The following is a 25,158-nucleotide window of genomic DNA, read 5'->3' on the forward strand; positions in this document are numbered from 1 at the left end:
ATATGGAGTATTTACCATAAAAAGTAACAATAAAGCCCAGGCAAATATTATTATATTTACCCGTGTTTAACTTTATTATTACAATCAACAATCATTGCCGAAGAGAATAAAAAAAGGGGCAATGAAATTGCCCCGTAATATAGCCCAGACGATTGAATACGCCTACTGCCGTTAATGTTATATGCGCTTATTTTGACCAGTAAGCGGCTTTTGCTTTCTGCAGCTTTTCATAGGCCTTCAGCAGAGACTGATGCGCCGGGAAGGCTTTCAGATCGCTGTCAACCGCCTGCAGACCGTAGAACGGCTCTTCACCGCTCAGCGCCGCGCTGGCGGCTTCAACCGCTTCAGCACCGTACATACGTACGAAAGCGTTCAGGTACTGCAGTGGCTCGCGATCGTCTTCCTGCGCAAGCAGCAGCAGGGTTTGCAGGCAGCGGTAATAGTTGGTGCGCTCGGCGGAGAAGACCGACTGGTTAAACTCCATGGTCCATTCTGTCCAGGCCAGAGCCTGATCCAGATCGCCGCCCGCGAGGGCCAGCATCGCTTTCAGTTCACCGATGCGCAGCGTATACCAGCCGTTGTCTTTCCCGGTCGCCAGACCCAGCAGCTCGCGCACGCGGGTAAAGTCATCGTGGCCTTCATCGTCCAGCTGGGCTATCAGGTTGAGATAATCTTCTTTTTCCCACTCGCTGCCCGGCAGGGAGAGTAGGGTTTCACGCAGGTGCGCGCCCATGCTGTTGTTTGCGAGCCACAGATCTTCCGCCGGGTAGATATCGGACATGCCAGGTACGATGATGCGGCACGCGTAAACGCCCAGGTGTTCGTAGTCGGCAATGTAGACTTCCTGATCTTCGGCGTCGAAGATTGCCATCAATGTAGCGAACTCTTCTTCGGTGGTACCGGCAAAGCTCCAGTCCACGAACGGATAGTCCGCGTCCTGCTTGAACATATCCCAGGAAATCAAACCGCTGGAGTCGATGAAGTGGGTTTCGAGGTTGGTGTGCTCGGCCACTTCTTCATCGTCAAACGTTGGCGGGGTGAATACGTCGAGATCTTTCAGGCTACGGCCCTGCAGCAGCTCGGTCACGGTACGCTCCAGCGCCACGCCGAAGTCAGGGTGCGCACCGAAGGAGGCGAAGCAGGTTCCGTTAGTCGGGTTAAACAGCACGACGCAGATAACCGGATATTTACCGCCCAGCGAGCCGTCATACGCAAAGATTGGGAAACCTTCCGCTTCCAGTTTGGCGATGGATTCCACCACGCCCGGGTAGCGCGCCAGCACGTCCGCCGGGATCTCCGGCAGGCTGATGGATTCAGCGATGATACGGTTTTTAATGTGACGCTCGAACACTTCAGACAGGCCCTGCACGCGCGCTTCATTGCGGGTATTACCGGCGGACATACCGTTGGACACATACAGGTTGCCGACGATGTTCATCGGAATATACACGGTCTGCTCGTCAGACTGACGGGTGAACGGCAGGGCGCAGATCCCACGCTCTTCATTCCCAGATTGCAGATCGATCAGCATGCTGGCGGTCAGTTCGTTTTCCGGATCGTAGAAGGCACGCAGACGGCCATCCAGAATGCCTTCCGGCAGTTCATCGTCTTCGGTCAGCGGGAACCATTTTTCGTTCGGATAGTGAACGAACGGGCCGTTGGCGATGGTTTCACCCAGCCAGAAGTCAGCGAAGAAGTAGTTGGTGGACAGACGCTCAAAATACTCACCCAGCGCAGAGGCCAGTGCCGCTTTTTTCGTCGCACCTTTACCGTTGGTAAAGCAGAGCGCGCAGTCTTTGTCGCGAATGTGCACGGACCAGACGTGAGGCACCGGGTTCAGCCAGGAGGCTTCTTCGATGTTAAAGCCCAGGTCGGTCAGTTTCTGCTGGAAGCGAGCGATGGAATCTTCCAGAGCGGCGTCTTTGCCGGGGATAAATGTTTGAGTCATGGCGTTCACTTTTATCGTACGTAAAGCGCGCAATGATACGGGTTTTGCGTGACGGGTGCTATCTCCGACGAAAATAAATGGCTGAGCTATGCTTAGTAGCAGTAACTGACTGTTAAGGCATAGAAAAATGAAAGCATTTGATCTCCAGCGGATGGCGTTTGATAAAGTTCCACCTGAATTTCTGGGCGAAGTGGCGCTGCGCAGCCTGTATACCTTCGTACTCGTCTTCCTGTTTCTCAAAATTACTGGCCGTCGTGGCGTTCGTCAGATGTCTCTGTTTGAAGTGCTGATCATCCTGACGCTGGGCTCGGCGGCGGGGGACGTCGCGTTTTATGACGACGTGCCGATGGTGCCGGTGTTTATCGTTTTTGTTTCCCTCGCCTTGCTTTACCGGCTGGTGATGTGGCTAATGTCGAAAAGTGAAAAGCTGGAAGATCTGCTTGAAGGGAAACCGGTCGTTATTGTCGAGGACGGTCAGCTGGCCTGGGAAAATGTGCAAAGCGCCAATATGACCGAGTTTGAGTTCTTCATGGAGCTGCGCCTGAATAGCGTTGAACAGCTCGGACAGGTGCGGCTGGCGATCATGGAAACCAATGGGCAAATCAGCGTCTATTACTATGCTGATGACGACGTTAAGCCCGGCCTGTGTATCCTGCCGGATATGTTAGTAGAACGGTTCAGGGTGATACCTGAAACCGGGGAGTATGCATGTATAAAATGTAGTCATGTTGTGGGGATGCATGCGGGCGATCATCAATTATGCCCTCGTTGTGCAAATCCGGAATGGACAAAGGTTAGCCGGGCTAAACGCCTCGTCTGACAGCGATTTTGTCGGTTTTGTGACGACGAGGCGGCAGATTGTTTTGTGTGACGAAGGGCACATTTCCCCGGTCATAAGTTTTAGACATTGCGGCGCGTGTCACTGAATGATAAAACCGATATCCACAGTTATAACTTATGGCTTTTAGCGTGGTGAGGGGAAATGGCTCAAGTTTTTAATTTCAGTTCAGGTCCGGCAATGTTACCGGCAGACGTACTCAAACAGGCTCAACAGGAACTGTGTGACTGGAACGGTCTGGGTACGTCGGTGATGGAAATCAGCCACCGGGGTAAAGCGTTTATTCAGGTGGCGGAAGAGGCAGAAAAGGATTTTCGCGATCTGCTGAACATTCCCTCGAACTACAAAGTATTGTTCTGCCATGGCGGTGGACGCGGTCAGTTTGCGGGCATCCCGCTCAATCTGCTGGGCGACAAAACCACCGCTGATTACGTCGATGCCGGCTACTGGGCAGCCAGTGCGGTAAAAGAAGCGCACAAATACTGCACGCCGAACGTTATCGACGCCAAAGTGACCGTTGACGGTCTGCGCGCCGTGAAGCCGATGAGCGAGTGGCAGCTGTCTGACAACGCCGCGTATCTCCACTACTGCCCGAACGAAACCATCGACGGCATCGCCATTCACGAAGAGCCAGACTTTGGCGACAATGTCATTGTGACGGCGGACTTCTCTTCAACCATTCTGTCCACTCCGCTGGACGTCAGCCGCTACGGCGTCATTTACGCAGGTGCTCAGAAAAACATCGGTCCTGCTGGGCTGACTATTGTCATCGTCCGTGAAGACCTGCTGGGGAAAGCCCATAAGTCCTGCCCGTCAATCCTGGATTACACCGTCCTGAATGACAACGACTCCATGTTCAACACCCCACCTACGTTTGCCTGGTATCTCTCCGGCCTGGTCTTCAAATGGCTGAAGCAAAACGGCGGCGTGGCGCAGATGGACAAGATCAATCAGCAGAAAGCCGAACTGCTGTACGGCACGATCGACAAGAGCGATTTCTACCGTAACGATGTGGCGAAAGCGAACCGTTCCCGCATGAACGTACCGTTCCAGCTGGCAGACAGCAGCCTGGACAGCGTGTTCCTGGAAGAGTCGTTCGCGGCGGGTCTGCACGCGCTGAAAGGCCATCGTGTGGTGGGCGGGATGCGTGCTTCCATTTATAACGCCATGCCGCTGGAAGGGGTTAAAGCCCTGACCGATTTCATGATCGACTTCGAACGTCGTCACGGTTAATTTGCTGTTTTTCACCCCCGCAGCGTCCCTGCGGGGTTTTTATTATGTTGAGTTGAGAGTTTAGTTTTCATGGAATCCCTGACGTTACAACCTATCGCGCGGGTAGATGGCACCATCAATCTGCCTGGTTCAAAAAGTGTCTCGAACCGCGCTCTGCTGCTGGCAGCTCTGGCAAACGGCACCACCGTCCTCACCAACCTGCTGGACAGCGATGACGTGCGCCATATGCTCAATGCGCTGAAAGCGTTGGGCGTTCATTACACACTCTCTGACGATCGCACCCGCTGCGAAGTGACCGGCAACGGCGGCGCGCTGCAGGCGAGTGACGAGCTTGAGCTGTTTCTGGGTAACGCGGGTACCGCGATGCGTCCGCTGGCGGCGGCCCTGTGCCTCGGGAGCAATAACATCGTGCTGACCGGCGAGCCGCGCATGAAGGAACGTCCGATCGGCCATCTGGTAGATGCCCTGCGTCAGGGCGGCGCGCAGATTGAGTATCTGGAGCAGGAAAATTACCCGCCACTGCGTCTGCGCGGGGGCTTTACCGGCGGTACCGTCGAGGTTGACGGCAGCGTCTCCAGCCAGTTCCTGACGGCGCTGCTGATGACCGCGCCGCTGGCCCCGCAGGATACGGTTATCACGATTAAAGGTGAGCTGGTCTCCAAACCGTATATTGATATTACGCTGCATCTGATGAAAACCTTCGGCGTTGAGGTTGAAAACCAGTCTTATCAGCGTTTCGTGGTTCGCGGCTCGCAGCAGTACCAGTCGCCGGGCAACTACCTGGTTGAAGGCGATGCTTCATCCGCGTCCTATTTCCTTGCCGCTGGCGCGATTAAAGGCGGTACGGTAAAAGTGACCGGCATTGGCCGCAACAGCGTGCAGGGCGATATTCGTTTTGCTGACGTGCTGGAAAAAATGGGCGCGGTTGTCACCTGGGGGGATGATTTCATCTCCTGTACCCACGGTGAGCTGAACGCCATCGACATGGACATGAACCATATCCCGGATGCGGCGATGACCATTGCCACGGCGGCGCTGTTTGCCAAAGGCACCACCACGCTGCGCAACATCTATAACTGGCGCGTAAAAGAGACGGACCGCCTGTTCGCGATGGCAACCGAGCTGCGTAAAGTCGGCGCTGAGGTAGAAGAGGGCGAAGATTACATTCGCATTACCCCTCCGGCAAAACTGAACTTTGCTGAAATCGGGACCTATAACGATCACCGTATGGCGATGTGTTTCTCGCTGGTGGCGCTGTCCGATACCCCTGTGACCATTCTCGATCCGAAATGTACGGCGAAAACCTTCCCGGACTATTTCGAACAGCTGGCGCGCATTAGCACCCTGGCATGATGAAGTCTTGCCGCATCACCTGATGCGGCATTTCCTTACGCTTCCTGACGATCTTTCCCGCTCATTTCTTCTACACTCTGCTTCTATCATTCCGTAATTTGCACGCAAAGGTAACAGTTGCGCACGTTGGCGCGTATAATGCGCGGCGTTCATGTTAACGGTATGCCTTATTTAAGGAGAAAAAGATGACGGCAGTTGCCCCGGTAATCACCATTGATGGGCCGAGTGGCGCAGGGAAAGGTACTCTGTGCAAAGCGATGGCGGAAGCATTGCAATGGCATCTTTTAGATTCGGGAGCAATCTATCGCGTGCTGGCGCTGGCTGCGCTGCATCATCACGTGGATGTCGCCTCTGAAGAAGCGCTGGTACCGCTGGCTGCGCATCTGGATGTGCGTTTTGTTTCTACCGATGGCAACCTGGAAGTGATCCTGGAAGGGGAAGACGTGAGCGGCGAAATCCGTACGCAGGAAGTCGCTAATGCGGCCTCCCAGGTGGCGGCTTTCCCACGCGTTCGCGAGGCGCTGCTGCGTCGCCAGCGAGCGTTTCGTGAAGCCCCGGGTCTGATCGCTGATGGACGCGACATGGGAACCGTGGTCTTCCCTGATGCGCCAGTAAAAATCTTCCTTGACGCCTCTTCGGAAGAACGTGCTCAACGCCGTATGCTTCAGTTGCAGGAAAAGGGGTTTAGTGTTAACTTTGATCGCCTTTTATCCGAGATAAAAGAGCGCGATGACCGCGATCGTAACCGCGCCGTCGCACCGCTTGTTCCTGCAGAAGATGCATTAGTTCTGGATTCAACCAGTTTAACTATTGAGCAAGTGATTGAAAAAGCGCTACAATATGCGCGCCAAAAACTGGCACTCGCGTAATCGCGACCGATTTAGCAGTACCCCCGCTGCAATGGATTGACGGCGGGTATGTGAAACAACCCCATCCGGCACGGAGCCAGGTGGACGTTAATATTAACCTGAAGATTAAACATGACTGAATCTTTTGCTCAACTGTTTGAAGAATCCTTAAAAGAAATCGAAACCCGTCCGGGTTCCATCGTTCGCGGTGTTGTTGTTGCTATCGACAAAGACGTAGTACTGGTTGACGCCGGTCTGAAATCTGAGTCCGCCATTCCGGCTGAGCAGTTCAAAAACGCCCAGGGCGAGCTGGAAATCCAGGTTGGTGACGAAGTTGACGTTGCTCTGGACGCAGTAGAAGACGGCTTCGGCGAAACCCTGCTGTCTCGTGAGAAAGCTAAACGTCACGAAGCATGGATCACGCTGGAGAAAGCTTACGAAGAAGCTGAAACTGTGGTCGGTGTTATCAACGGCAAAGTTAAAGGTGGCTTCACTGTTGAGCTGAATGGTATTCGTGCGTTCCTGCCAGGTTCACTGGTAGACGTTCGTCCAGTCCGTGACACCCTGCACCTCGAAGGCAAAGAGCTTGAGTTCAAAGTAATCAAGCTGGACCAGAAGCGTAACAACGTTGTTGTTTCCCGTCGTGCCGTTATCGAATCCGAAAACAGCGCAGAACGCGATCAGCTGCTGGAAAACCTGCAGGAAGGCATGGAAGTCAAAGGTATCGTTAAGAACCTCACTGACTACGGCGCATTCGTTGACCTGGGCGGCGTTGATGGCCTGCTGCACATCACCGACATGGCGTGGAAACGCGTTAAGCACCCAAGCGAAATCGTGAACGTGGGCGACGAAATCACTGTTAAAGTGCTGAAGTTCGACCGCGAGCGTACTCGTGTATCCCTCGGCCTGAAACAGCTGGGCGAAGATCCATGGGTAGCTATCGCTAAGCGTTACCCAGAAGGTACTAAACTGACTGGTCGCGTAACCAACCTGACCGACTACGGCTGCTTCGTTGAAATCGAAGAAGGCGTTGAAGGCCTGGTGCACGTTTCCGAAATGGACTGGACCAACAAAAACATCCACCCATCCAAAGTTGTTAACGTTGGTGATGTAGTGGAAGTGATGGTTCTGGATATCGACGAAGAACGTCGTCGTATCTCCCTGGGCCTGAAGCAGTGCAAAAACAACCCATGGCAGCAGTTCGCGGAAACCCACAACAAGGGCGACCGTGTTGAAGGTAAAATCAAGTCTATCACTGACTTCGGTATCTTCATCGGCCTGGACGGCGGCATCGATGGCCTGGTTCACCTGTCTGACATCTCCTGGAACGTTGCAGGCGAAGAAGCAGTTCGTGAATACAAAAAAGGCGACGAAATCGCTGCAGTTGTTCTGCAGGTTGACGCAGAGCGTGAGCGTATCTCCCTGGGCGTTAAACAGCTCGCAGAAGATCCGTTCAACAACTGGGTTGCACTGAACAAGAAAGGCGCAATCGTAAACGGTAAAGTGACTGCAGTTGACGCTAAAGGCGCAACCGTAGAACTGGCTGACGGCGTTGAAGGTTACCTGCGCGCTTCTGAAGCTTCACGTGACCGCGTTGAAGATGCCACTCTGGTTCTGAACGTAGGCGACGACGTTGAAGCTAAGTTCACCGGTGTTGACCGTAAGAACCGTGCAATCAGCCTGTCTGTTCGTGCTAAAGACGAAGCTGATGAGAAAGATGCAATCGCAACTGTTAACAAACAGGAAGATGCAAACTTCTCTAACAACGCAATGGCTGAAGCTTTCAAAGCAGCTAAAGGCGAGTAATATCAGGTTCTCAGCATCATTTGAGCTGTAACGCATTTACAGCGCGAAGGATGATGAGCAGACTTGACAGATTGCAGGATTCGTCCTGTAATCAATAACAAAGGGCGGCTACGGCCGCCCTTGTTTAATGAGCTGTTCAGCTAATTGGTTTGAAAGGAACCGGAGGAATCATGACCAAGTCAGAATTGATTGAAAGACTTGCCAGTCAGCAACCGCATATCCCTGCCAAGGCAGTGGAAGATGCCGTAAAAGAGATGCTGGAGCATATGGCCTCCACTCTTGCCCAGGGCGAGCGCATTGAAATCCGCGGTTTCGGTAGTTTTTCTCTGCACTATCGTGCTCCACGTACCGGGCGTAACCCGAAAACTGGTGATAAAGTCGAGCTGGAAGGGAAGTACGTTCCACACTTTAAGCCGGGTAAAGAACTGCGCGATCGCGCCAATATTTACGGCAACTGAGTTTAGCCAGCCGGTTAAACTGGGTTCGAAAGAAAGCACCTGCGGGTGCTTTTTTTGTCTCCGTCACTTTCATTCTGAAGGTGTCTCGCATTTTAAGTTGCGTTTTCTGCAACGCGCTAAAAACCTTGCAGCGCTTGCTGTAGATTGCATTTTTCATACCTGACACCCCGCTCGATCTGCCCGCATACTGCCACCCAGAAACAGGGAGGTAGCAATGGGAATTCCCGATTTAGGCATCTGCGCCATTCTGGCGATAGCCCCGTTACTCTGGTTACCTGAACTGCCATCGCGTTATACCATCTGGATAATGATGGCTGGCGGGGTTGCACTGGCCGCACGCCAAAACGTACGGCTGAAGTATGTGGGGATGACGCTGTTATTTTGCGTGTGGGGCATTCTGGCCGCGCAAGAGAGCGTCTGGCCGATGCAGCATTTAACCGCAGGTGCCGTACAGGCCGAGGTGGAGATCGCCGCGACTGATGGTGCCACTGTGCATCAGGGAAAAATACTCACCATTGATGGCCAGCGCTGGTGGGCGTCAACAGGCGTAACGCTTTATGGTCATTATCTGCCGCAGAAAGCGTGTGCCGGTCAGCGCTGGGCGATGACGCTCCGGCTCAGGCCTGTACACGGCGAACTGAACGACGGAGGGTATGACCCCCAGCGCAGCGCTATTGCCCGCCATCAAACGCTAAGTGGGCGTTTTACCCATGCAGAACTCATCGATGGACGCTGCAGCCTGCGAGCGCAATACCTGACATCGCTGCAAAACCGACTTTCAGTTTATCGCTGGGGCGCGGTTATCCTCGGGCTGGGCATGGGAGAACGTCTGGATGTCCCCAGGGAAATAAAAGACCTGATGCGTGAAACCGGCACGCTGCATCTGATGGCGATTTCGGGTCTGCATATCGCGCTGGCGGCCTCCATCGTCTGGTTTCTTGGGCGCGGGCTTCAGTTTTTATTACCTTGCCATCGGGTCAACTGGCAAATGCCCCTGCTGGCAGGGTTATTCTTTGCTGCTTTCTACGCCTGGCTGACCGGTCTGCAACCACCCGCGCTACGCACGGTCATCGCACTTGCTGTACTGGCGGCGCTGCGGATCGGTTCCCGGCAATGGTCTCCATGGCAGGTGTGGATCTGCTGTGTCGCGGCGATCCTGATAAGCGATCCCTTAGCCATACTTTCGCAGAGTCTGCTTTTGTCTGCATTTGCCGTCGCCGCGCTGATTTTCTGGTTTCAGTGGTTGCCGCTTCCTCACTGGCAGTGGGCTCGCCGGATACGTCCGCTGCTGAACCTGGTCTATCTGCAAGTCGGCATGCTGTTACTTCTCATGCCGCTACAGGTTCTGATTTTCCATGGCTTTAGCATTTCATCGTTGATCGCCAATTTCTTTGCCGTGCCGTTGGTGACGTTTGTCTGCGTACCGCTGATTTTACTCGGCATGCTGCTCCATCTGCTGCCGCTGGCGGGGCTGGAAAGCGGCATCTGGTATGCAGCCGATAAGACGCTTACCGGGTTGTTCTGGTTGCTGATGCGCCTGCCAGACGGCTGGCAGAGTGTGGACCAGCGCTGGCAGTACATGACGTTACTGCCGTGGCTTATCCTCATCGGCTGGCGTTTCCGCGCCTGGAAAACCGTTCCTGCCGTTTGTCTGGCGGGATGTGTCTTGCTGGCTTCTCCCCTCTGGCGAACGGCGAAAAGCGACGCCTGGACGCTCCATATGCTGGACGTGGGGCAGGGGCTGGCAATGGTTATTGAACGACAGGGAAAAGCCATTCTTTACGATACCGGGCTTGCCTGGCCGGGCGGGGATAGTGCACAGCGGTTAATTATTCCATGGCTGCGCTGGCATCATCTGCAGCCGGAAGGCGTCATTCTGAGCCATGAGCATCTCGACCATGCGGGAGGCCTTGTATCGCTGCAAAAAACATGGCCCGAAATGTGGGTAAGAAGTCCGTTGCACCAGACCGGGCATCGACCCTGCTTTCGCGGGCAAAGATGGCAATGGCAGGGGTTAACGTTCACCGTCCACTGGCCCACTGAAAATTATCCGGCTCAGGGTAACAATCACTCCTGCGTGGTAAAAATTGACGACGGCGAGCAGAGCGTTCTGCTGACGGGAGACATTGAAGCACAGGCAGAACAGGCTATGCTTAGCCATTACTGGCAGCATCTAACGTCCACCCTCATACAGGTACCTCATCACGGCAGCAATACCTCGTCGTCATTGCCGCTGGTACAGCGGGTTGAGGGACAGATAGCTCTGGATTCAGCGGCCCGCTATAACGCATGGCGATTCCCGTCGGCTAAAGTAGTCCGGCGCTATCGAAAAGAGGGATATATCTGGCACGATACCCCCCATTCCGGGCAAATATCGGTGACATTTTCGCACCATCGCTGGCAAATCCGGCGCGTGCGGGATCAATTTTTACCCCCCTGGTATCATCAGTGGTTTGGCGCGCCCGTAGATAACGGGTAGAATATGCGGCTATTTCAACAAATGCTGGTTTTTTGAATGCATAACGACAAAGATCTCTCCACGTGGCAAACCTTCCGCCGACTCTGGCCGATGATTGCACCCTTTAAAGCAGGCCTGATCGTGGCGGGTGTAGCGTTAATCCTCAACGCAGCCAGCGATACTTTTATGTTATCGCTCCTCAAACCGTTACTGGACGACGGTTTTGGTAAAACGGATCGCTCAGTGTTGCTGTGGATGCCTCTGGTGGTTATCGGGCTGATGATCTTACGTGGTATCACCAGCTATATCTCCAGCTACTGCATTTCCTGGGTTTCCGGGAAAGTGGTTATGACCATGCGCCGTCGTCTGTTCAGCCACATGATGGGCATGCCGGTCTCATTCTTTGACAAGCAATCCACCGGGACGCTGCTGTCTCGTATTACCTACGATTCAGAGCAGGTTGCCTCCTCCTCTTCAAGCGCGCTGATTACCGTCGTGCGCGAAGGAGCGTCGATCATCGGTCTGTTTGCAATGATGTTCTATTACAGCTGGCAGCTGTCGCTGATCCTTATCGTGCTGGCACCGGTCGTGTCCATTGCTATCCGCGTCGTCTCAAAGCGCTTCCGCAATATCAGTAAGAATATGCAGAACACCATGGGGCAGGTGACGACCAGCGCAGAACAGATGCTGAAAGGGCACAAAGAAGTGTTGATCTTCGGCGGTCAGGAAGTTGAAACCAAACGCTTTGACAAAGTCAGCAACAAAATGCGTCTGCAGGGGATGAAGATGGTCTCGGCCTCTTCCATCTCTGACCCGATCATTCAGCTGATTGCCTCACTGGCGCTGGCGTTCGTTCTTTATGCGGCAAGCTTCCCGAGCGTAATGGAAACGCTGACGGCGGGTACTATCACCGTAGTCTTCTCCTCGATGATTGCCCTGATGCGCCCGCTGAAATCCCTGACCAACGTGAACGCCCAGTTCCAGCGCGGGATGGCCGCCTGCCAGACGCTGTTCAGCATTCTGGATTCTGAACAGGAAAAAGACGAAGGTACACGCGAGGTAGAGCGCGCCCGTGGCGACGTGGAGTTCCGCAACGTGACCTTCACCTATCCAGGCCGCGAAACGCCGGCTCTGCGCAATATCAACCTGACGATTCCGGCAGGTAAAACCGTTGCGCTGGTAGGCCGCTCCGGCTCCGGTAAATCCACCATTGCGAGCCTCATCACTCGTTTCTACGATATTAACGAAGGTGAGATCCTGCTGGATGGTCACGATCTGCGGGAGTACACCCTGCAATCGCTGCGTAACCAGGTTGCGCTGGTTTCTCAGAACGTGCATCTCTTCAACGATACGGTTGCCAACAACATTGCTTATGCACGCACTGACGAGTACAGCCGCGAGCAGATTGAGAACGCCGCGCGTATGGCGTATGCAATGGACTTTATCAACAAGATGGATAACGGTCTGGACACGATAATCGGTGAAAACGGGGTACTGCTCTCCGGCGGTCAGCGCCAGCGTATCGCCATTGCGCGCGCGCTGCTGCGCGATAGCCCGATACTGATCCTGGACGAAGCAACCTCTGCACTGGATACGGAATCTGAACGCGCGATTCAGTCGGCGCTGGATGAACTGCAAAAGAACCGTACTTCGCTGGTGATTGCGCACCGTCTGTCCACTATTGAGCAGGCAGATGAGATCGTCGTGGTTGAGGACGGCATCATTGTTGAACGCGGAAGCCATGCCGATCTGCTGGAACATCGTGGCGTTTACGCCCAGCTTCATAAGATGCAGTTCGGCGAATGATTGCGCGCATCTGGTCCGGTGAATCCCCGCTGTGGCTGCTGCTTTTGCCGCTCTCCTGGCTGTACGGTTTGGTGAGCGGCATTATTCGCCTGTTTTACCGTCTGGGGATCAAGCGTGCCTGGCGCGCGCCGGTTCCGGTAGTCGTGGTGGGTAACCTCACGGCGGGCGGCAACGGCAAAACGCCAGTGGTGATCTGGCTGGTGGAGCAGTTGCAAAAACGCGGCATCCGCCCCGGCGTGGTGTCGCGTGGGTATGGTGGTAAAGCGGCGCACTACCCATTGCTGCTGTCGGCGGAAACCACGACCGCAGAAGCGGGTGATGAGCCAGTATTGATTTTCCAGCGTACCGGTGCGCCGGTTGCGGTCTCCCCGGTGCGCAGCGACGCCGTGCAGGCCCTGCTTGCTGAACACGCGGCACAAATCATCATCACTGACGACGGCCTGCAGCATTACGCTCTGGCGCGTGATAAAGAGATTGTAGTTATCGACGGCGTTCGTCGTTTCGGCAACGGCTGGTGGCTGCCCGCTGGCCCCATGCGTGAACGCGCTTCGCGTCTGAAGTCCGTTGATGCGGTGATTGTTAACGGCGGTGAAGCAAAGTCGGGTGAAATTCCTATGCGTCTGTTACCGGGAATGGCGGTCAACCTGGTGACGGGTGAACGCCGGGCGGTTGCAGAACTGCCTTCGCTGGTGGCAATGGCGGGTATTGGTCATCCGCCGCGCTTCTTCGCGACGCTGGAACAGTGTGGCGCCCGGCTGGAAAAACGCGTTCCGCTGGCTGACCATCAGGCGCTGGTGTCAGAACAGGTTGAGGCGCTTACCGCGCCTGGCCAGACGCTCATTATGACCGAAAAAGATGCGGTGAAATGCCGTGCCTTTGCGAAAGAAAACTGGTGGTATCTGCCGGTTGACGCTGAACTCAGCGGCGAACAGCCGGAACAATTGCTTAAGGAACTGATTGCGTTGGTGCAGTAGAGGCTTACGCGGTTCTGGTGGCGCTTTGACTGACAGGAAAACGCATGTCTTTACCGCAACTCTCGCTTTCAGCCGCACGTCATTTACACCTTGCCGCGCAGGGGCTGCTCAAAAAGCCCCGTCGCCGCGCGCAGCCTGCCGATATCCTCTCTACCATCCAGCGCATGTCGCTGCTCCAAATCGACACCATTAACATTGTCGCCCGTAGCCCTTACCTGGTGCTGTTTAGCCGCCTGGGGAGTTATCCTCCGCAGTGGCTGGATGAGGCGCTCTCCAAAGGGGAGCTGATGGAGTACTGGGCTCACGAAGCCTGCTTCCTGCCCCGTAGCGATTTCGCCCTGGTACGTCACCGTATGCTTGCTCCGGAAAAGATGGGATGGAAATACCGGCAGGCGTGGATGGAGGAACATGAGGCCGAAATAGAGCAGCTTATCAGCCATATTCAGGAAAACGGCCCCGTTCGATCCGCCGATTTTGAACATCCGCGCAAAGGTGCAGGCGGATGGTGGGAGTGGAAGCCGCACAAGCGTCATCTTGAAGGGTTGTTCACGTCAGGCAAAGTCATGGTCATTGAACGGCGTAATTTTCAGCGCGTTTATGATCTGACGCATCGCGTGATGCCTCACTGGGACGACGAGCGGGATCTGCTTACTCAGGAGGCGGCCGAGGCCATCATGCTGGAGAACAGCGCCCGCAGCCTGGGCATTTTCCGTCCGCAATGGCTGGCAGACTATTACCGCCTCCGTCAGCCTGCGCTGAAGCCTCTGCTGGAGATGTGGCAGCGTGAACAGCGAGTTATTCCCGTTATGGTGGAAACGCTGGGCGAAATGTGGCTGCACGCGGATCTTGTCCCTCTGCTGCCCGAGGCTCTGGAGGGGAAACTCCGGGCGACCCACAGCGCGGTGTTGTCACCTTTCGATCCGGTGGTTTGGGACAGAAAACGCGCCGAGCAGCTGTTTGACTTCAGCTACCGGCTGGAATGCTATACCCCGGCGCCAAAGCGGCAATACGGCTACTTTGTTTTACCGCTGCTGCACAAGGGACAACTGGTCGGACGCATGGATGCCAAAATGCACCGCAAGACCGGCACGCTTGAAGTCATTGCCCTTTATCTGCAAGAGGGCATCAGGGTCACGGCGAGCCTGGAAAAAGGGTTATCGTCCGCCATTAGCGAGTTCGCGCGCTGGCAGGAGGCTCGCGACGTATCGCTTGGCCGGGTACCTGACGGGTTATTCACATCCTGTCGAAGTGGCTGGGAAACAGGCACGCCCTGAAAAGGGAATGTGTTAAGCTTTAGCGATTACCCATACGGAGGAACTATGGATCACCGTTTACTTGAAATTATTGCCTGCCCGGTATGCAACGGCAAACTTTACTACAGCCAGGACAAACAGGAGCTGATCTGCAAGCTGGACAGTCTGGCCTTCCCGCTGCGTGACGGCATTCCGGTACTGCTGGAAAATGAAGCCCGTTCCCTGGTGGCAGAAGAGAGCAAACCATGAGTTTTGTTGTCATTATTCCTGCACGTTATGCCTCAACGCGTCTGCCGGGTAAACCGCTGGTAGATATCAACGGCAAGCCGATGATTGTGCATGTCCTTGAGCGGGCGCGTGAGTCCGGTGCCGACCGCATTATCGTTGCAACCGATCATCCTGATGTCGCCCGTGCGGTTGAGGCCGCAGGCGGTGAGGTGTGCATGACCCGCGCCGATCACCAGTCCGGCACCGAGCGTCTGGCGGAAGTGGTTGAGAAATGTGGTTTCAGTGACGATACGGTCATCGTCAACGTGCAGGGCGACGAGCCGATGATCCCGGCCGTTATTATCCGTCAGGTGGCGGAAAACCTGGCGCAGCGTCAGGTCGGTATGGCGACGCTCGCGGTGCCTATTCACCACGCTGAAGAGGCATTCAATCCGAATGCGGTGAAGGTGGTGATGGATGCCGAAGGCTATGCGCTCTATTTCTCCCGCGCTACGATTCCGTGGGATCGCGATCGCTTTGCGCTCTCTAAAGAGACCATCGGTGATTCTTTCCTGCGTCATATTGGGATCTACGGCTATCGCGCCGGCTTTATTCGCCGCTATGTAGCCTGGGCGCCGAGCCCGCTGGAGCATATCGAAATGCTGGAGCAGCTTCGCGTGCTCTGGTATGGCGAAAAAATCCACGTTGCCGTTGCCCGCGAAGTACCGGGAACGGGCGTTGATACCCCAGAAGATCTTGAGCGCGTCCGCGCCGAGTTGCGCTAATCCCGCCTGCATCCCTCCTTTCGGAGGGATGTCCTCTCCCCGCAAATTCCCCTTTCTTTACCCTAATTGATCTCTTCCGGGTGACATCTTCACGCTGTGCGCTCATTATAAAAGCAGTAGTCTTAATGGGGGTAATCTCATATGGAACAGCTGCGTGCCGAACTTAGCCATCTGCTGGGTGAGAAGTTAAGCCGGGTCGAATGCGTGAGTGAAAAGGTCGATACCGCGCTCTGGTCGTTGTATGACGGCCAGGGCAACCCGATGCCGTTGATGGCACGAAGCTTCTCGTCGCCGGGCGTGGCCAGGCAGCTTGCCTGGAAAATGTCGATGCTGGCATGGGAGGGAACCGTCCGTATGCCGACCGTGTACGGCGTGATGACCCACGAGGAACATCCCGGCCCGGACGTACTGCTGATTGAGCGTTTACGCGGTGTGCCGGTTGAAGCGCCCGCGCGTACGCCGGAACGCTGGGAACAGCTGAAGGATCAGATTGTTGAGGCGCTGCTGGCCTGGCACCGACAGGATAGCCGCGGGCTTGTTGGTCCGGTTGACAGCACCCAGGAAAACCTGTGGCCGCTGTGGTATCGCCAGCGGGTGGAAGTGCTGTGGGGGACGCTTAACCAGTTCAACAATACCGGTTTGACCATGCAGGACAAACGTATTCTGTTTCGCACCCGCGAGTGCTTACCGGCGCTGTTCGACGGCTTTAACGACAACTGCGTGCTGATCCACGGCAATTTTACTCTGCGCAGTATGCTCAAAGACTCCCGCAGCGATCAGCTTCTGGCGATGCTAGGGCCGGGGATCATGCTCTGGGCACCGCGGGAATATGAGCTGTTCAGGCTCAGCGACAGCGGGGCGGCGGAAGGTTTACTGTGGCACTACCTTCAACGCGCGCCCGTTGCAGAGGCGTTTCTCTGGCGTCGCTGGCTTTATTTGCTCTGGGACGAAGTGGCGCAGCTGGTCAACACCGGACGTTTCAATCGCGCCAACTTCGATCTGGCGGCTAAATCACTCTTGCCCTGGCTCGCCTGACGAGCCTTTCAGCCACTGCCAGAGGCGTCCGAGCGTCTCGTAGCCGACGCGATCGCTATGCATCAACCACATCGGAGAGGGGATCACCCGTTCCCATGGGTTGAGCGGCGCGCTGATGGCCATCTGGTTTGCCGGTGCGGGAAGCGGGTGCAAACCTTGCTTCTCGAAGAAAATCATCGCTCTTGGCAGGTGCGAGGCGGAGGTCACCAGTAAGAACGGAACATCGCCAATCGCCTGCTTCACCGCGGCAGCCTCTTCCTCGGTATCCTTTGGGCTGTCCAGCGTGATGATAGAGGAACGCGGTACGCCGAGCGATTCCGCGATTCTGGCTCCCGCTTCAGCCGTACTCACCGGGTTGGTTTTGGCCGCTGCGCCGGTGAAGATCATTTTTGATCCCGGATTCGCCAGCCACAGGCGAATACCTTCGTTTAGCCGCGGCAGGCTGTTGTTGATCAGGTTCGAACTGGGGGCCCAGTCAGGGTCCCAGGTATACCCGCCGCCCAGCACAACGATGTAATCAACTTTCTGGTTTCCCTGCCACGTAGGATACCTGTTTTCGATGGGGCGCAGCAGTCCATCCGCCACCGGCTGCAGGCTCAGCAGCAGCAGGACCAGCCAGCCGAACGTAATAAGCGTTTTGCCACTCTTCTGAAAGCGACTAAACCACACCAGCGCCAGCCCCAGCGCGATGATGATAAGCAGCAGCGGAAGGGGAAGCATCATCCCTCCAACGTATTTCTTAAGGGTAAAAAGCATCCTTTTTGGTTCCTTTTTTGACCATACAGCAGATGATTACCGGTGATATTACACCAGAGAGGTTCATTCTCCGCGCGGGTGTGACAAAATAGCGGTTTTGCAGTTAGCGAGTGGAACTCTCCCAATGCGGGATCGCAATTTTGATGACATCGCGGAAAAGTTTTCGCGCAACATTTATGGCACCACGAAAGGGCAGCTCCGTCAGACGATCCTCTGGCAGGATCTGGACACTATTCTGGCGACGTTCGGTGGTCAAACGTTGCGCGTGCTGGACGCCGGAGGCGGTGAAGGGCAGACGGCGATAAAAATGGCTGAACGCGGTCATCACGTCACGCTTTGCGATCTTTCTGCTGAAATGGTCGCCCGCGCGACGCGTGCGGCAGAAGAGAAAGGTGTGAGCGACAACATGCATTTTATACAATGCGCCGCTCAGGACATCGCGCAGCATTTGGAAACCCAGGTTGATCTGATATTGTTTCATGCGGTGCTGGAGTGGGTTGCCGATCCGCAAAGCGTGTTACAAACCCTGTGGTCAATGTTACGTCCGGGCGGTACGCTGTCGCTGATGTTCTACAATGCTAACGGCTTCCTGATGCACAACATGGTGGCAGGGAACTTCGACTATGTTCAGGTCGGGATGCCGAAAAAGAAAAAACGCACGCTTTCCCCGGACTATCCGCGCGATCCGCAGCAGGTTTACGGCTGGCTGGAAGAGATTGGCTGGCAGATCGTCGGGAAGACGGGCGTCAGGGTGTTTCATGATTATCTGCGTGAAAAACACAAACAGCGTGACTGTTTTGACACCTTAACAGAATTAGAAACGCGGTATTGCCGCCAGGAGCCGTTCGTCAGCCTTGGCCGCTATATTCACGTCACCGCGCACAAGCCGCAGATGCAAGGATAACCTATGAGTGAATTTTCCCAGACAGTCCCCGAACTGGTTGCCTGGGCCAGGAAAAACGATTTCTCCATCTCGCTGCCGGTAGACAGACTCTCTTTCCTGCTGGCGGTTGCCACGCTGAACGGCGAACGGCTGGATGGTGAAATGAGCGAGGGTGAACTGGTGGATGCGTTCCGCCACGTCAGTGATGCGTTTGAGCAAACCAGCGAAACCATTAGCGTGCGTGCCAATAACGCAATCAACGATATGGTGCGTCAACGTCTGCTGAACCGCTTTACCAGCGAGCAGGCGGAAGGAAACGCCATCTATCGCCTGACGCCGCTGGGCATCGGCATCACCGATTACTACATTCGCCAGCGCGAATTTTCCACGCTGCGTCTCTCCATGCAACTGTCGATCGTGGCGGGTGAGCTTAAACGTGCCGCCGACGCGGCCGATGAAAACGGTGACGAATTCCACTGGCACCGCAACGTTTACGCGCCGCTGAAATACTCGGTGGCCGAGATTTTCGACAGTATCGATCTCACTCAACGTCTGATGGACGAGCAGCAGCAGCAGGTGAAAGACGATATCGCGCAGCTGCTGAACAAAGACTGGCGTGCGGCCATTTCCAGCTGTGAACTTTTATTGTCAGAAACCTCCGGTACGCTGCGTGAGCTGCAGGATACGCTGGAGGCCGCAGGGGACAAGCTGCAGGCCAACCTGCTGCGCATCCAGGATGCGACCCTGGCGCACGACGATCTGCATTTTATCGACCGTCTGGTGTTTGATCTGCAGAGCAAACTTGACCGCATTATTAGCTGGGGCCAGCAGTCGATCGATCTGTGGATCGGCTATGACCGCCACGTGCATAAATTTATCCGTACCGCGATTGATATGGATAAAAACCGCGTCTTTGCTCAGCGTCTTCGTCAGTCGGTACAGACCTACTTTGATGCACCGTGGGCGCTGACCTATGCCAATGCCGATCGTCTGTTGGATATGCGCGACGAAGAGATGGCGCTGCGCGATGAAGAGGTCACCGGTGAACTGCCGCCGGATCTGGAGTACGAAGAATTCAACGAAATTCGTGAGCAACTTGCGGCGATGATCGAAGAACAGCTCGCCGTCTACAAAACCAGACAAGCGCCGCTGGATCTTGGGCTCGTGGTGCGCGACTATCTGGCGCAATATCCGCGCGCGCGCCACTTCGACGTTGCCCGCATTGTGGTAGACCAGGCGGTGCGCCTGGGTATCGCGCAAGCAGACTTCACCGGACTGCCGCCGAAGTGGCAGCCAATTAACGATTACGGAGCCAAGGTACAGGCGCATGTCATTGACAAATATTGAACAAGTGATGCCAGTTAAGCTGGCACAGGCGCTGGCGAATCCGTTATTTCCGGCGCTGGACAGCCAGCTGCGTGCCGGTCGTCACATTGGCCTGGACGAGCTGGATAATCACGCCTTTTTGATGGACTTCCAGGAGTACCTGGAAGAGTTTTACGCCCGCTATAACGTGGAGCTTATCCGCGCGCCGGAAGGCTTTTTCTATCTGCGCCCGCGTTCCACGACCCTGATCCCGCGCTCCGTGCTCTCCGAGCTGGACATGATGGTTGGCAAAATTCTTTGCTATCTCTACCTCAGCCCGGAACGCCTGGCAAATGAAGGCATCTTCACCCAGCAGGAGCTGTACGATGAACTGCTGACGCTGGCGGATGAGAGCAAACTGCTTAAGCTGGTGAATAACCGTTCGACGGGGTCGGATCTTGACCGTCAGAAATTACAGGAAAAGGTTCGCTCTTCCCTGAACCGTCTGCGCCGTCTGGGGATGGTCTGGTTTATGGGCCACGACAGCAGCAAATTCCGCATCACGGAATCGGTCTTCCGCTTCGGCGCCGACGTGCGTGCGGGCGATGATGCGCGTGAAGCGCAGCTTCGCATGATCCGCGACGGTGAAGCGATGCCGGTGGAAAACCATTTGCAGCTCAATGATGAGCATGAAGAGAATCTGCCGGATAGCGGGGAGGAAGAGTAATGATTGAACGCGGTAAATTTCGCTCACTGACGCTGATTAACTGGAACGGCTTCTTTGCCCGAACCTTCGATCTGGATGAGCTGGTCACGACTCTCTCCGGTGGTAACGGGGCAGGTAAATCCACCACCATGGCGGCGTTTGTAACGGCGCTGATCCCCGACCTGACGCTGCTTCACTTCCGTAACACCACCGAAGCGGGCGCGACAAGCGGCTCCCGCGATAAAGGCCTGCACGGTAAGCTGAAAGCGGGCGTCTGTTATTCCGTGCTGGACGTCATCAACTCTCGTCACCAGCGCGTGGTGGTGGGCGTACGTCTGCAACAGGTTGCCGGCCGCGACCGTAAAGTGGATATCAAACCGTTCGCCATTCAGGGGCTGCCAACCTCCGTACAGCCGACCGCGCTGCTGACGGAAACGCTGAATGAACGCCAGGCGCGCGTCCTGACGCTGCAGGAGCTGAAGGACAAGCTCGAAGCCATCGAAGGCGTGCAGTTCAAGCAGTTCAACTCCATTACCGACTACCACTCGCTGATGTTCGATCTGGGCGTGGTAGCGCGCCGTCTGCGCAGCGCATCAGACCGTAGCAAATACTACCGTCTGATCGAAGCGTCCCTGTACGGCGGTATCTCCAGCGCCATTACCCGTTCCCTGCGTGACTACCTGCTGCCGGAAAATAGCGGCGTGCGTAAGGCCTTCCAGGACATGGAGGCGGCGCTGCGTGAAAACCGCATGACGCTGGAAGCGATTCGCGTTACCCAGTCTGACCGCGACCTGTTTAAACACCTGATCAGTGAAGCGACCAACTACGTTGCGGCGGACTACATGCGCCACGCCAACGAGCGCCGCGTCCATCTCGATCAGGCATTAGAATATCGCCGCGAGCTGTTTACCTCCCGTAAACAGCTGGTGGCCGAGCAGTACAAGCACGTCGAAATGGCGCGCGAGCTGGGTGAGCACAACGGTGCCGAGGGCGACCTGGAAGCCGACTACCAGGCCGCCAGCGATCACCTGAACCTGGTGCAGACCGCGCTGCGTCAGCAGGAAAAGATCGAACGCTACGAAGCGGACCTCGATGAGCTGCAAATTCGTCTCGAAGAGCAGAATGAAGTGGTGGCCGAAGCTGCCGAGATGCAGGAAGAGAACGAAGCCCGCGCCGAAGCCGCCGAGCTGGAAGTGGACGAGCTGAAAAGCCAGCTTGCGGATTACCAGCAGGCGCTGGACGTGCAGCAGACGCGTGCGATTCAGTACAACCAGGCGCTACAGGCGCTACAGCGTGCGAAAGAGCTGTGCCATCTGCCAGACCTGACGCCGGAAAGTGCCGACGAGTGGCTGGACACCTTCCAGGCCAAAGAGCAGGAAGCCACCGAGAAACTGCTCTCGCTTGAACAGAAAATGAGCGTCGCGCAAACGGCGCACAGCCAGTTTGAACAGGCTTATCAGCTGGTAGTTGCGATTAACGGCCCGCTGGCGCGTAGCGAAGCCTGGGACGTTGCCCGTGAATTGCTGCGCGACGGCGTCAACCAGCGCCATCTGGCCGAGCAGGTGCAGCCGCTGCGTATGCGCCTGAACGAGCTGGAACAGCGTCTGCGCGAGCAGCAGGAAGCCGAACGTCTGCTGGCCGAGTTCTGCAAGCGTCAGGGTAAACATTACGATTTCGACGAGCTTGAGGCCCTGCATCAGGAGCTGGAAGCGCGTATTGCGGCCCTGTCCGATACCGTATCAAATGCCAGCGAACAGCGTATGACGCTGCGTCAGGAGCTGGAGCAGCTTCAGTCCCGTTCGAAGGCGCTCCTGCAACGTGCGCCGGTCTGGCTGGCAGCGCAAAGCAGCCTGAACCAGCTCAGCGAACAGTGCGGCGAGCAGTTCGAGTCCAGCCAGGAAGTGACCGAATATCTGCAACAGCTGCTAGAGCGCGAGCGCGAAGCCATTGTTGAACGTGACGAAGTGGGTGCCCGCAAGCGTGACGTCGATGAAGAAATCGAGCGCTTAAGCCAGCCGGGCGGGTCAGAAGATCCGCGTCTGAACACGTTAGCCGAGCGTTTTGGCGGCGTACTGCTGTCTGAGATTTACGATGACGTTGGCCTGGACGATGCGCCGTACTTCTCCGCGCTGTACGGTCCATCCCGCAACGCAATTGTGGTGCCGGATCTGTCGCTGATTTCTGAGCAGCTCGCAGGGCTGGAAGATTGCCCGGAAGATCTGTACCTGATCGAAGGGGATCCGCAGTCGTTCGATGACAGCGTCTTCAGCGTTGACGAGCTGGAAAAAGCGGTGGTGGTGAAAATCGCCGACCGCCAGTGGCGTTACTCCCGCTTCCCGGAGCTGCCGCTGTTTGGCCGCGCCGCGCGCGAAAGCCGCATCGAGAGCCTCCACGCCGAGCGTGAAACGCTGTCTGAACGCTTTGCTACTCTGTCGTTTGACGTACAGAAAACCCAGCGTCTGCACCAGGCGTTCAGCCGCTTTATCGGCAGCCATCTGGGCGTGGCGTTTGAAGCCGACCCGGAAGCGGAAATCCGCAAGCTCAACACCCGCCGTGGCGAGCTGGAGCGCGCGATTGCCAGTCATGAAAGTGACAACCAGCAGAGCCGCGTCCAGTTCGAACAGGCGAAAGAGGGCGTCGCTGCCCTTAACCGCATTCTGCCGCGCCTGAACCTGCTGGCGGATGACACGCTGGCCGACCGCGTGGATGAGATCCAGGAACGTCTGGATGAAGCCCAGGAAGCCGCGCGCTTCGTGCAGCAGCACGGCAACCAGCTGGCGAAGCTGGAGCCCGTCGTGTCTGTACTGCAGAGCGACCCGGAACAGTTCGAGCAGTTAAAAGAAGATTACGCCTGGTCGCAGCAGGTGCAGCGCGAAGCGCGTCAGCAGGCGTTTGCCCTGACGGAAGTGGTGCAGCGTCGTGCGCACTTCGGCTACTCCGATTCGGCTGAAATGCTGAGTGGTAACAGCGACCTGAATGAAAAACTGCGCCAGCGCCTTGAGCAGGCGGAAGCGGAACGTACCCGCGCTCGCGAAGCGATGCGCAGCCACTCCGCTCAGCTGAACCAGTACAACCAGGTGCTGGCCTCGCTGAAAAGCTCCTTCGACACCAAGAAAGAGCTGTTAAACGACCTGCAGAAAGAGCTGCAAGACATTGGCGTTCGTGCCGACAGCGGGGCGGAAGAGCGCGCGCGCATTCGTCGTGATGAGCTGCATAGCCAGCTCAGCAATAACCGCGCGCGTCGTAATCAGCTGGAAAAAGCGCTCACCTTCTGCGAAGCGGAAATGGATAACCTGACCCGCCGCCTGCGCAAGCTGGAGCGCGACTATCATGAAATGCGCGAGCAGGTCGTGACGGCGAAAGCGGGCTGGTGCGCCGTGATGCGGATGGTGAAAGACAACAACGTTGAACGTCGCCTGCACCGTCGCGAGCTGGCATACCTTTCTGCCGATGAGCTGCGTTCGATGTCGGATAAGGCGCTGGGTGCGCTGCGTCTGGCGGTGGCGGATAACGAACACCTGCGCGATGTGCTGCGCATGTCAGAGGATCCGAAACGTCCTGAACGTAAAATTCAGTTCTTCGTTGCGGTTTATCAGCACCTGCGCGAGCGTATTCGTCAGGACATTATCCGTACCGACGATCCGGTCGAAGCCATCGAACAGATGGAAATCGAGCTGGGCCGTCTGACGGAAGAGCTGACCTCCCGCGAGCAGAAGCTGGCGATCAGCTCCCGCAGCGTGGCGAATATCATTCGCAAAACCATTCAGCGCGAGCAGAACCGTATCCGCCAGCTGAACCAGGGGCTGCAGAGCGTCTCGTTTGGTCAGGTCAACAGCGTGCGTCTTAACGTCAACGTACGTGAAGCCCACGCGACGCTGCTGGAAGTGCTCTCTGAGCAGCACGAGCAGCATCAGGATCTGTTCAACAGCAACCGTCTGACCTTCTCCGAAGCGCTGGCGAAGCTGTATCAGCGCCTGAATCCGCAGATTGATATGGGCCAGCGTACGCCGCAAACCATCGGTGAAGAGCTGCTGGACTATCGTAACTACCTGGAAATGGAAGTTGAGGTAAACCGTGGTTCAGACGGCTGGCTGCGTGCGGAATCCGGAGCGCTGTCGACCGGTGAAGCCATTGGTACCGGGATGTCGATTCTGGTGATGGTGGTGCAGAGCTGGGAAGATGAAGCGCGCCGCCTGCGCGGGAAAGACATCTCCCCATGCCGACTGCTGTTCCTCGATGAAGCGGCGCGTCTTGATGCCCGCTCGATTGCCACGCTGTTTGAGCTTTGCGAACGTCTCGATATGCAGCTCATCATTGCGGCACCGGAAAACATCAGCCCTGAAAAAGGCACCACCTATAAGCTGGTGCGTAAAGTGTTCCAGAACAGCGAACACGTGCACGTTGTCGGGCTGCGTGGTTTTGCGCCGCAGCCGCCGGAATCATTGCCGGAAACCACGGCAGACGCTTCCTGAGGCGTTTTGTTACAAAGAGCGGCGCAGAAGCGCC

Annotated in this window: 19 protein-coding genes; 17 read left to right on the forward strand and 2 right to left on the reverse strand. The window is 56.1% G+C overall.

Going from position 1 to position 25,158, the window contains the following annotated elements; all coding sequences use genetic code 11:
- Positions 1-187: 187 nt before the first annotated feature.
- Positions 188-1,948: a 30S ribosomal protein S12 methylthiotransferase accessory factor YcaO gene (ycaO, locus tag IM271_RS13010; RefSeq protein ID WP_049136587.1), complete on the reverse strand. Its 1,761-nt coding sequence runs from the start codon at positions 1,946-1,948 to the stop codon at positions 188-190.
- Between the two features lie 127 nt (positions 1,949-2,075).
- Here ycaO and IM271_RS13015 point away from each other — a divergent pair, with 127 nt between their 5' ends.
- The 13 genes from IM271_RS13015 (at position 2,076) to IM271_RS13075 (ending at position 17,002) form a co-directional block, all read left to right on the forward strand.
- Positions 2,076-2,768 (forward strand): DUF421 domain-containing protein, encoded by a 693-nt coding sequence (locus IM271_RS13015; RefSeq protein WP_028012566.1) that lies wholly within the window; start codon positions 2,076-2,078, stop codon positions 2,766-2,768.
- Positions 2,769-2,930: 162 nt separating this feature from the next.
- Positions 2,931-4,019, forward strand: coding sequence for a 3-phosphoserine/phosphohydroxythreonine transaminase (serC, locus tag IM271_RS13020; protein WP_048958355.1), 1,089 nt, complete (start codon positions 2,931-2,933; stop codon positions 4,017-4,019).
- A 69-nt stretch (positions 4,020-4,088) separates the two neighbouring features.
- Positions 4,089-5,372 (forward strand): 3-phosphoshikimate 1-carboxyvinyltransferase, encoded by a 1,284-nt coding sequence (gene aroA, locus IM271_RS13025; RefSeq protein ID WP_193052702.1) that lies wholly within the window; start codon positions 4,089-4,091, stop codon positions 5,370-5,372.
- Positions 5,373-5,557: 185 nt separating this feature from the next.
- On the forward strand, positions 5,558-6,241 hold the full coding sequence (gene cmk / locus IM271_RS13030; protein WP_013097305.1) for a (d)CMP kinase: 684 nt from the start codon (positions 5,558-5,560) through the stop codon (positions 6,239-6,241).
- A 111-nt stretch (positions 6,242-6,352) separates the two neighbouring features.
- A complete protein-coding gene (rpsA, locus tag IM271_RS13035; protein ID WP_008499966.1) occupies positions 6,353-8,026 on the forward strand; it encodes a 30S ribosomal protein S1 in 1,674 nt (557 codons plus the stop codon).
- Between the two features lie 170 nt (positions 8,027-8,196).
- Entirely contained in the window at positions 8,197-8,484 is a 288-nt protein-coding gene (ihfB, locus tag IM271_RS13040; protein WP_008499965.1) for an integration host factor subunit beta, read from the forward strand.
- A gap of 214 nt (positions 8,485-8,698) precedes the next feature.
- Positions 8,699-10,963 carry a ComEC family protein gene (locus IM271_RS13045; protein WP_193052703.1) on the forward strand — a complete coding sequence of 755 codons (2,265 nt, stop codon included), beginning with the start codon at positions 8,699-8,701 and terminating at the stop codon, positions 10,961-10,963.
- A 36-nt stretch (positions 10,964-10,999) separates the two neighbouring features.
- The gene (gene msbA, locus IM271_RS13050; RefSeq protein WP_028012570.1) at positions 11,000-12,748 is read left to right on the forward strand and encodes a lipid A ABC transporter ATP-binding protein/permease MsbA; all 1,749 of its coding nucleotides are present in this window, start codon (positions 11,000-11,002) and stop codon (positions 12,746-12,748) included.
- A complete protein-coding gene (gene lpxK / locus IM271_RS13055) occupies positions 12,745-13,722 on the forward strand; it encodes a tetraacyldisaccharide 4'-kinase (protein ID WP_063154562.1) in 978 nt (325 codons plus the stop codon). Before msbA ends, lpxK begins: the two co-directional genes overlap by 4 nt.
- Positions 13,723-13,766: 44 nt before the next feature.
- A complete protein-coding gene (locus IM271_RS13060) occupies positions 13,767-14,996 on the forward strand; it encodes a winged helix-turn-helix domain-containing protein (protein WP_193052704.1) in 1,230 nt (409 codons plus the stop codon).
- A 45-nt stretch (positions 14,997-15,041) separates the two neighbouring features.
- On the forward strand, positions 15,042-15,224 hold the full coding sequence (gene ycaR / locus IM271_RS13065) for a protein YcaR (RefSeq protein WP_006174474.1): 183 nt from the start codon (positions 15,042-15,044) through the stop codon (positions 15,222-15,224).
- On the forward strand, positions 15,221-15,967 hold the full coding sequence (gene kdsB / locus IM271_RS13070) for a 3-deoxy-manno-octulosonate cytidylyltransferase (protein WP_028012573.1): 747 nt from the start codon (positions 15,221-15,223) through the stop codon (positions 15,965-15,967). Before ycaR ends, kdsB begins: the two co-directional genes overlap by 4 nt.
- Positions 15,968-16,108: 141 nt before the next feature.
- Complete coding sequence (locus tag IM271_RS13075) at positions 16,109-17,002, forward strand: YcbJ family phosphotransferase (protein ID WP_193052705.1); 894 nt, start codon at positions 16,109-16,111, stop codon at positions 17,000-17,002.
- Here the strand turns inward: IM271_RS13075 and elyC are convergent.
- Positions 16,979-17,758, reverse strand: a complete 780-nt coding sequence (elyC, locus tag IM271_RS13080; RefSeq protein ID WP_028012575.1) for an envelope biogenesis factor ElyC — start codon at positions 17,756-17,758, stop codon at positions 16,979-16,981. The genes IM271_RS13075 and elyC overlap by 24 nt on opposite strands.
- Positions 17,759-17,882: 124 nt before the next feature.
- Here elyC and cmoM point away from each other — a divergent pair, with 124 nt between their 5' ends.
- The 4 genes from cmoM to mukB are packed head-to-tail and all read left to right on the forward strand — an operon-like array spanning position 17,883 to position 25,124.
- Positions 17,883-18,662, forward strand: a complete 780-nt coding sequence (gene cmoM, locus IM271_RS13085) for a tRNA uridine 5-oxyacetic acid(34) methyltransferase CmoM (protein ID WP_028012576.1) — start codon at positions 17,883-17,885, stop codon at positions 18,660-18,662.
- Positions 18,663-18,665: 3 nt separating this feature from the next.
- Positions 18,666-19,988, forward strand: a complete 1,323-nt coding sequence (gene mukF / locus IM271_RS13090; protein WP_041910621.1) for a chromosome partition protein MukF — start codon at positions 18,666-18,668, stop codon at positions 19,986-19,988.
- Complete coding sequence (mukE, locus tag IM271_RS13095) at positions 19,969-20,673, forward strand: chromosome partition protein MukE (RefSeq protein ID WP_008499954.1); 705 nt, start codon at positions 19,969-19,971, stop codon at positions 20,671-20,673. The genes mukF and mukE overlap by 20 nt, the downstream gene beginning before the upstream one ends.
- Positions 20,673-25,124, forward strand: coding sequence for a chromosome partition protein MukB (mukB, locus tag IM271_RS13100; protein ID WP_193052706.1), 4,452 nt, complete (start codon positions 20,673-20,675; stop codon positions 25,122-25,124). Before mukE ends, mukB begins: the two co-directional genes overlap by 1 nt.
- Positions 25,125-25,158: the final 34 nt, after the last annotated feature.

The organism is Enterobacter cloacae complex sp. I3 (assembly GCF_014896175.1).
Classification (GTDB): Bacteria; Pseudomonadota; Gammaproteobacteria; order Enterobacterales; family Enterobacteriaceae; genus Enterobacter; species Enterobacter bugandensis.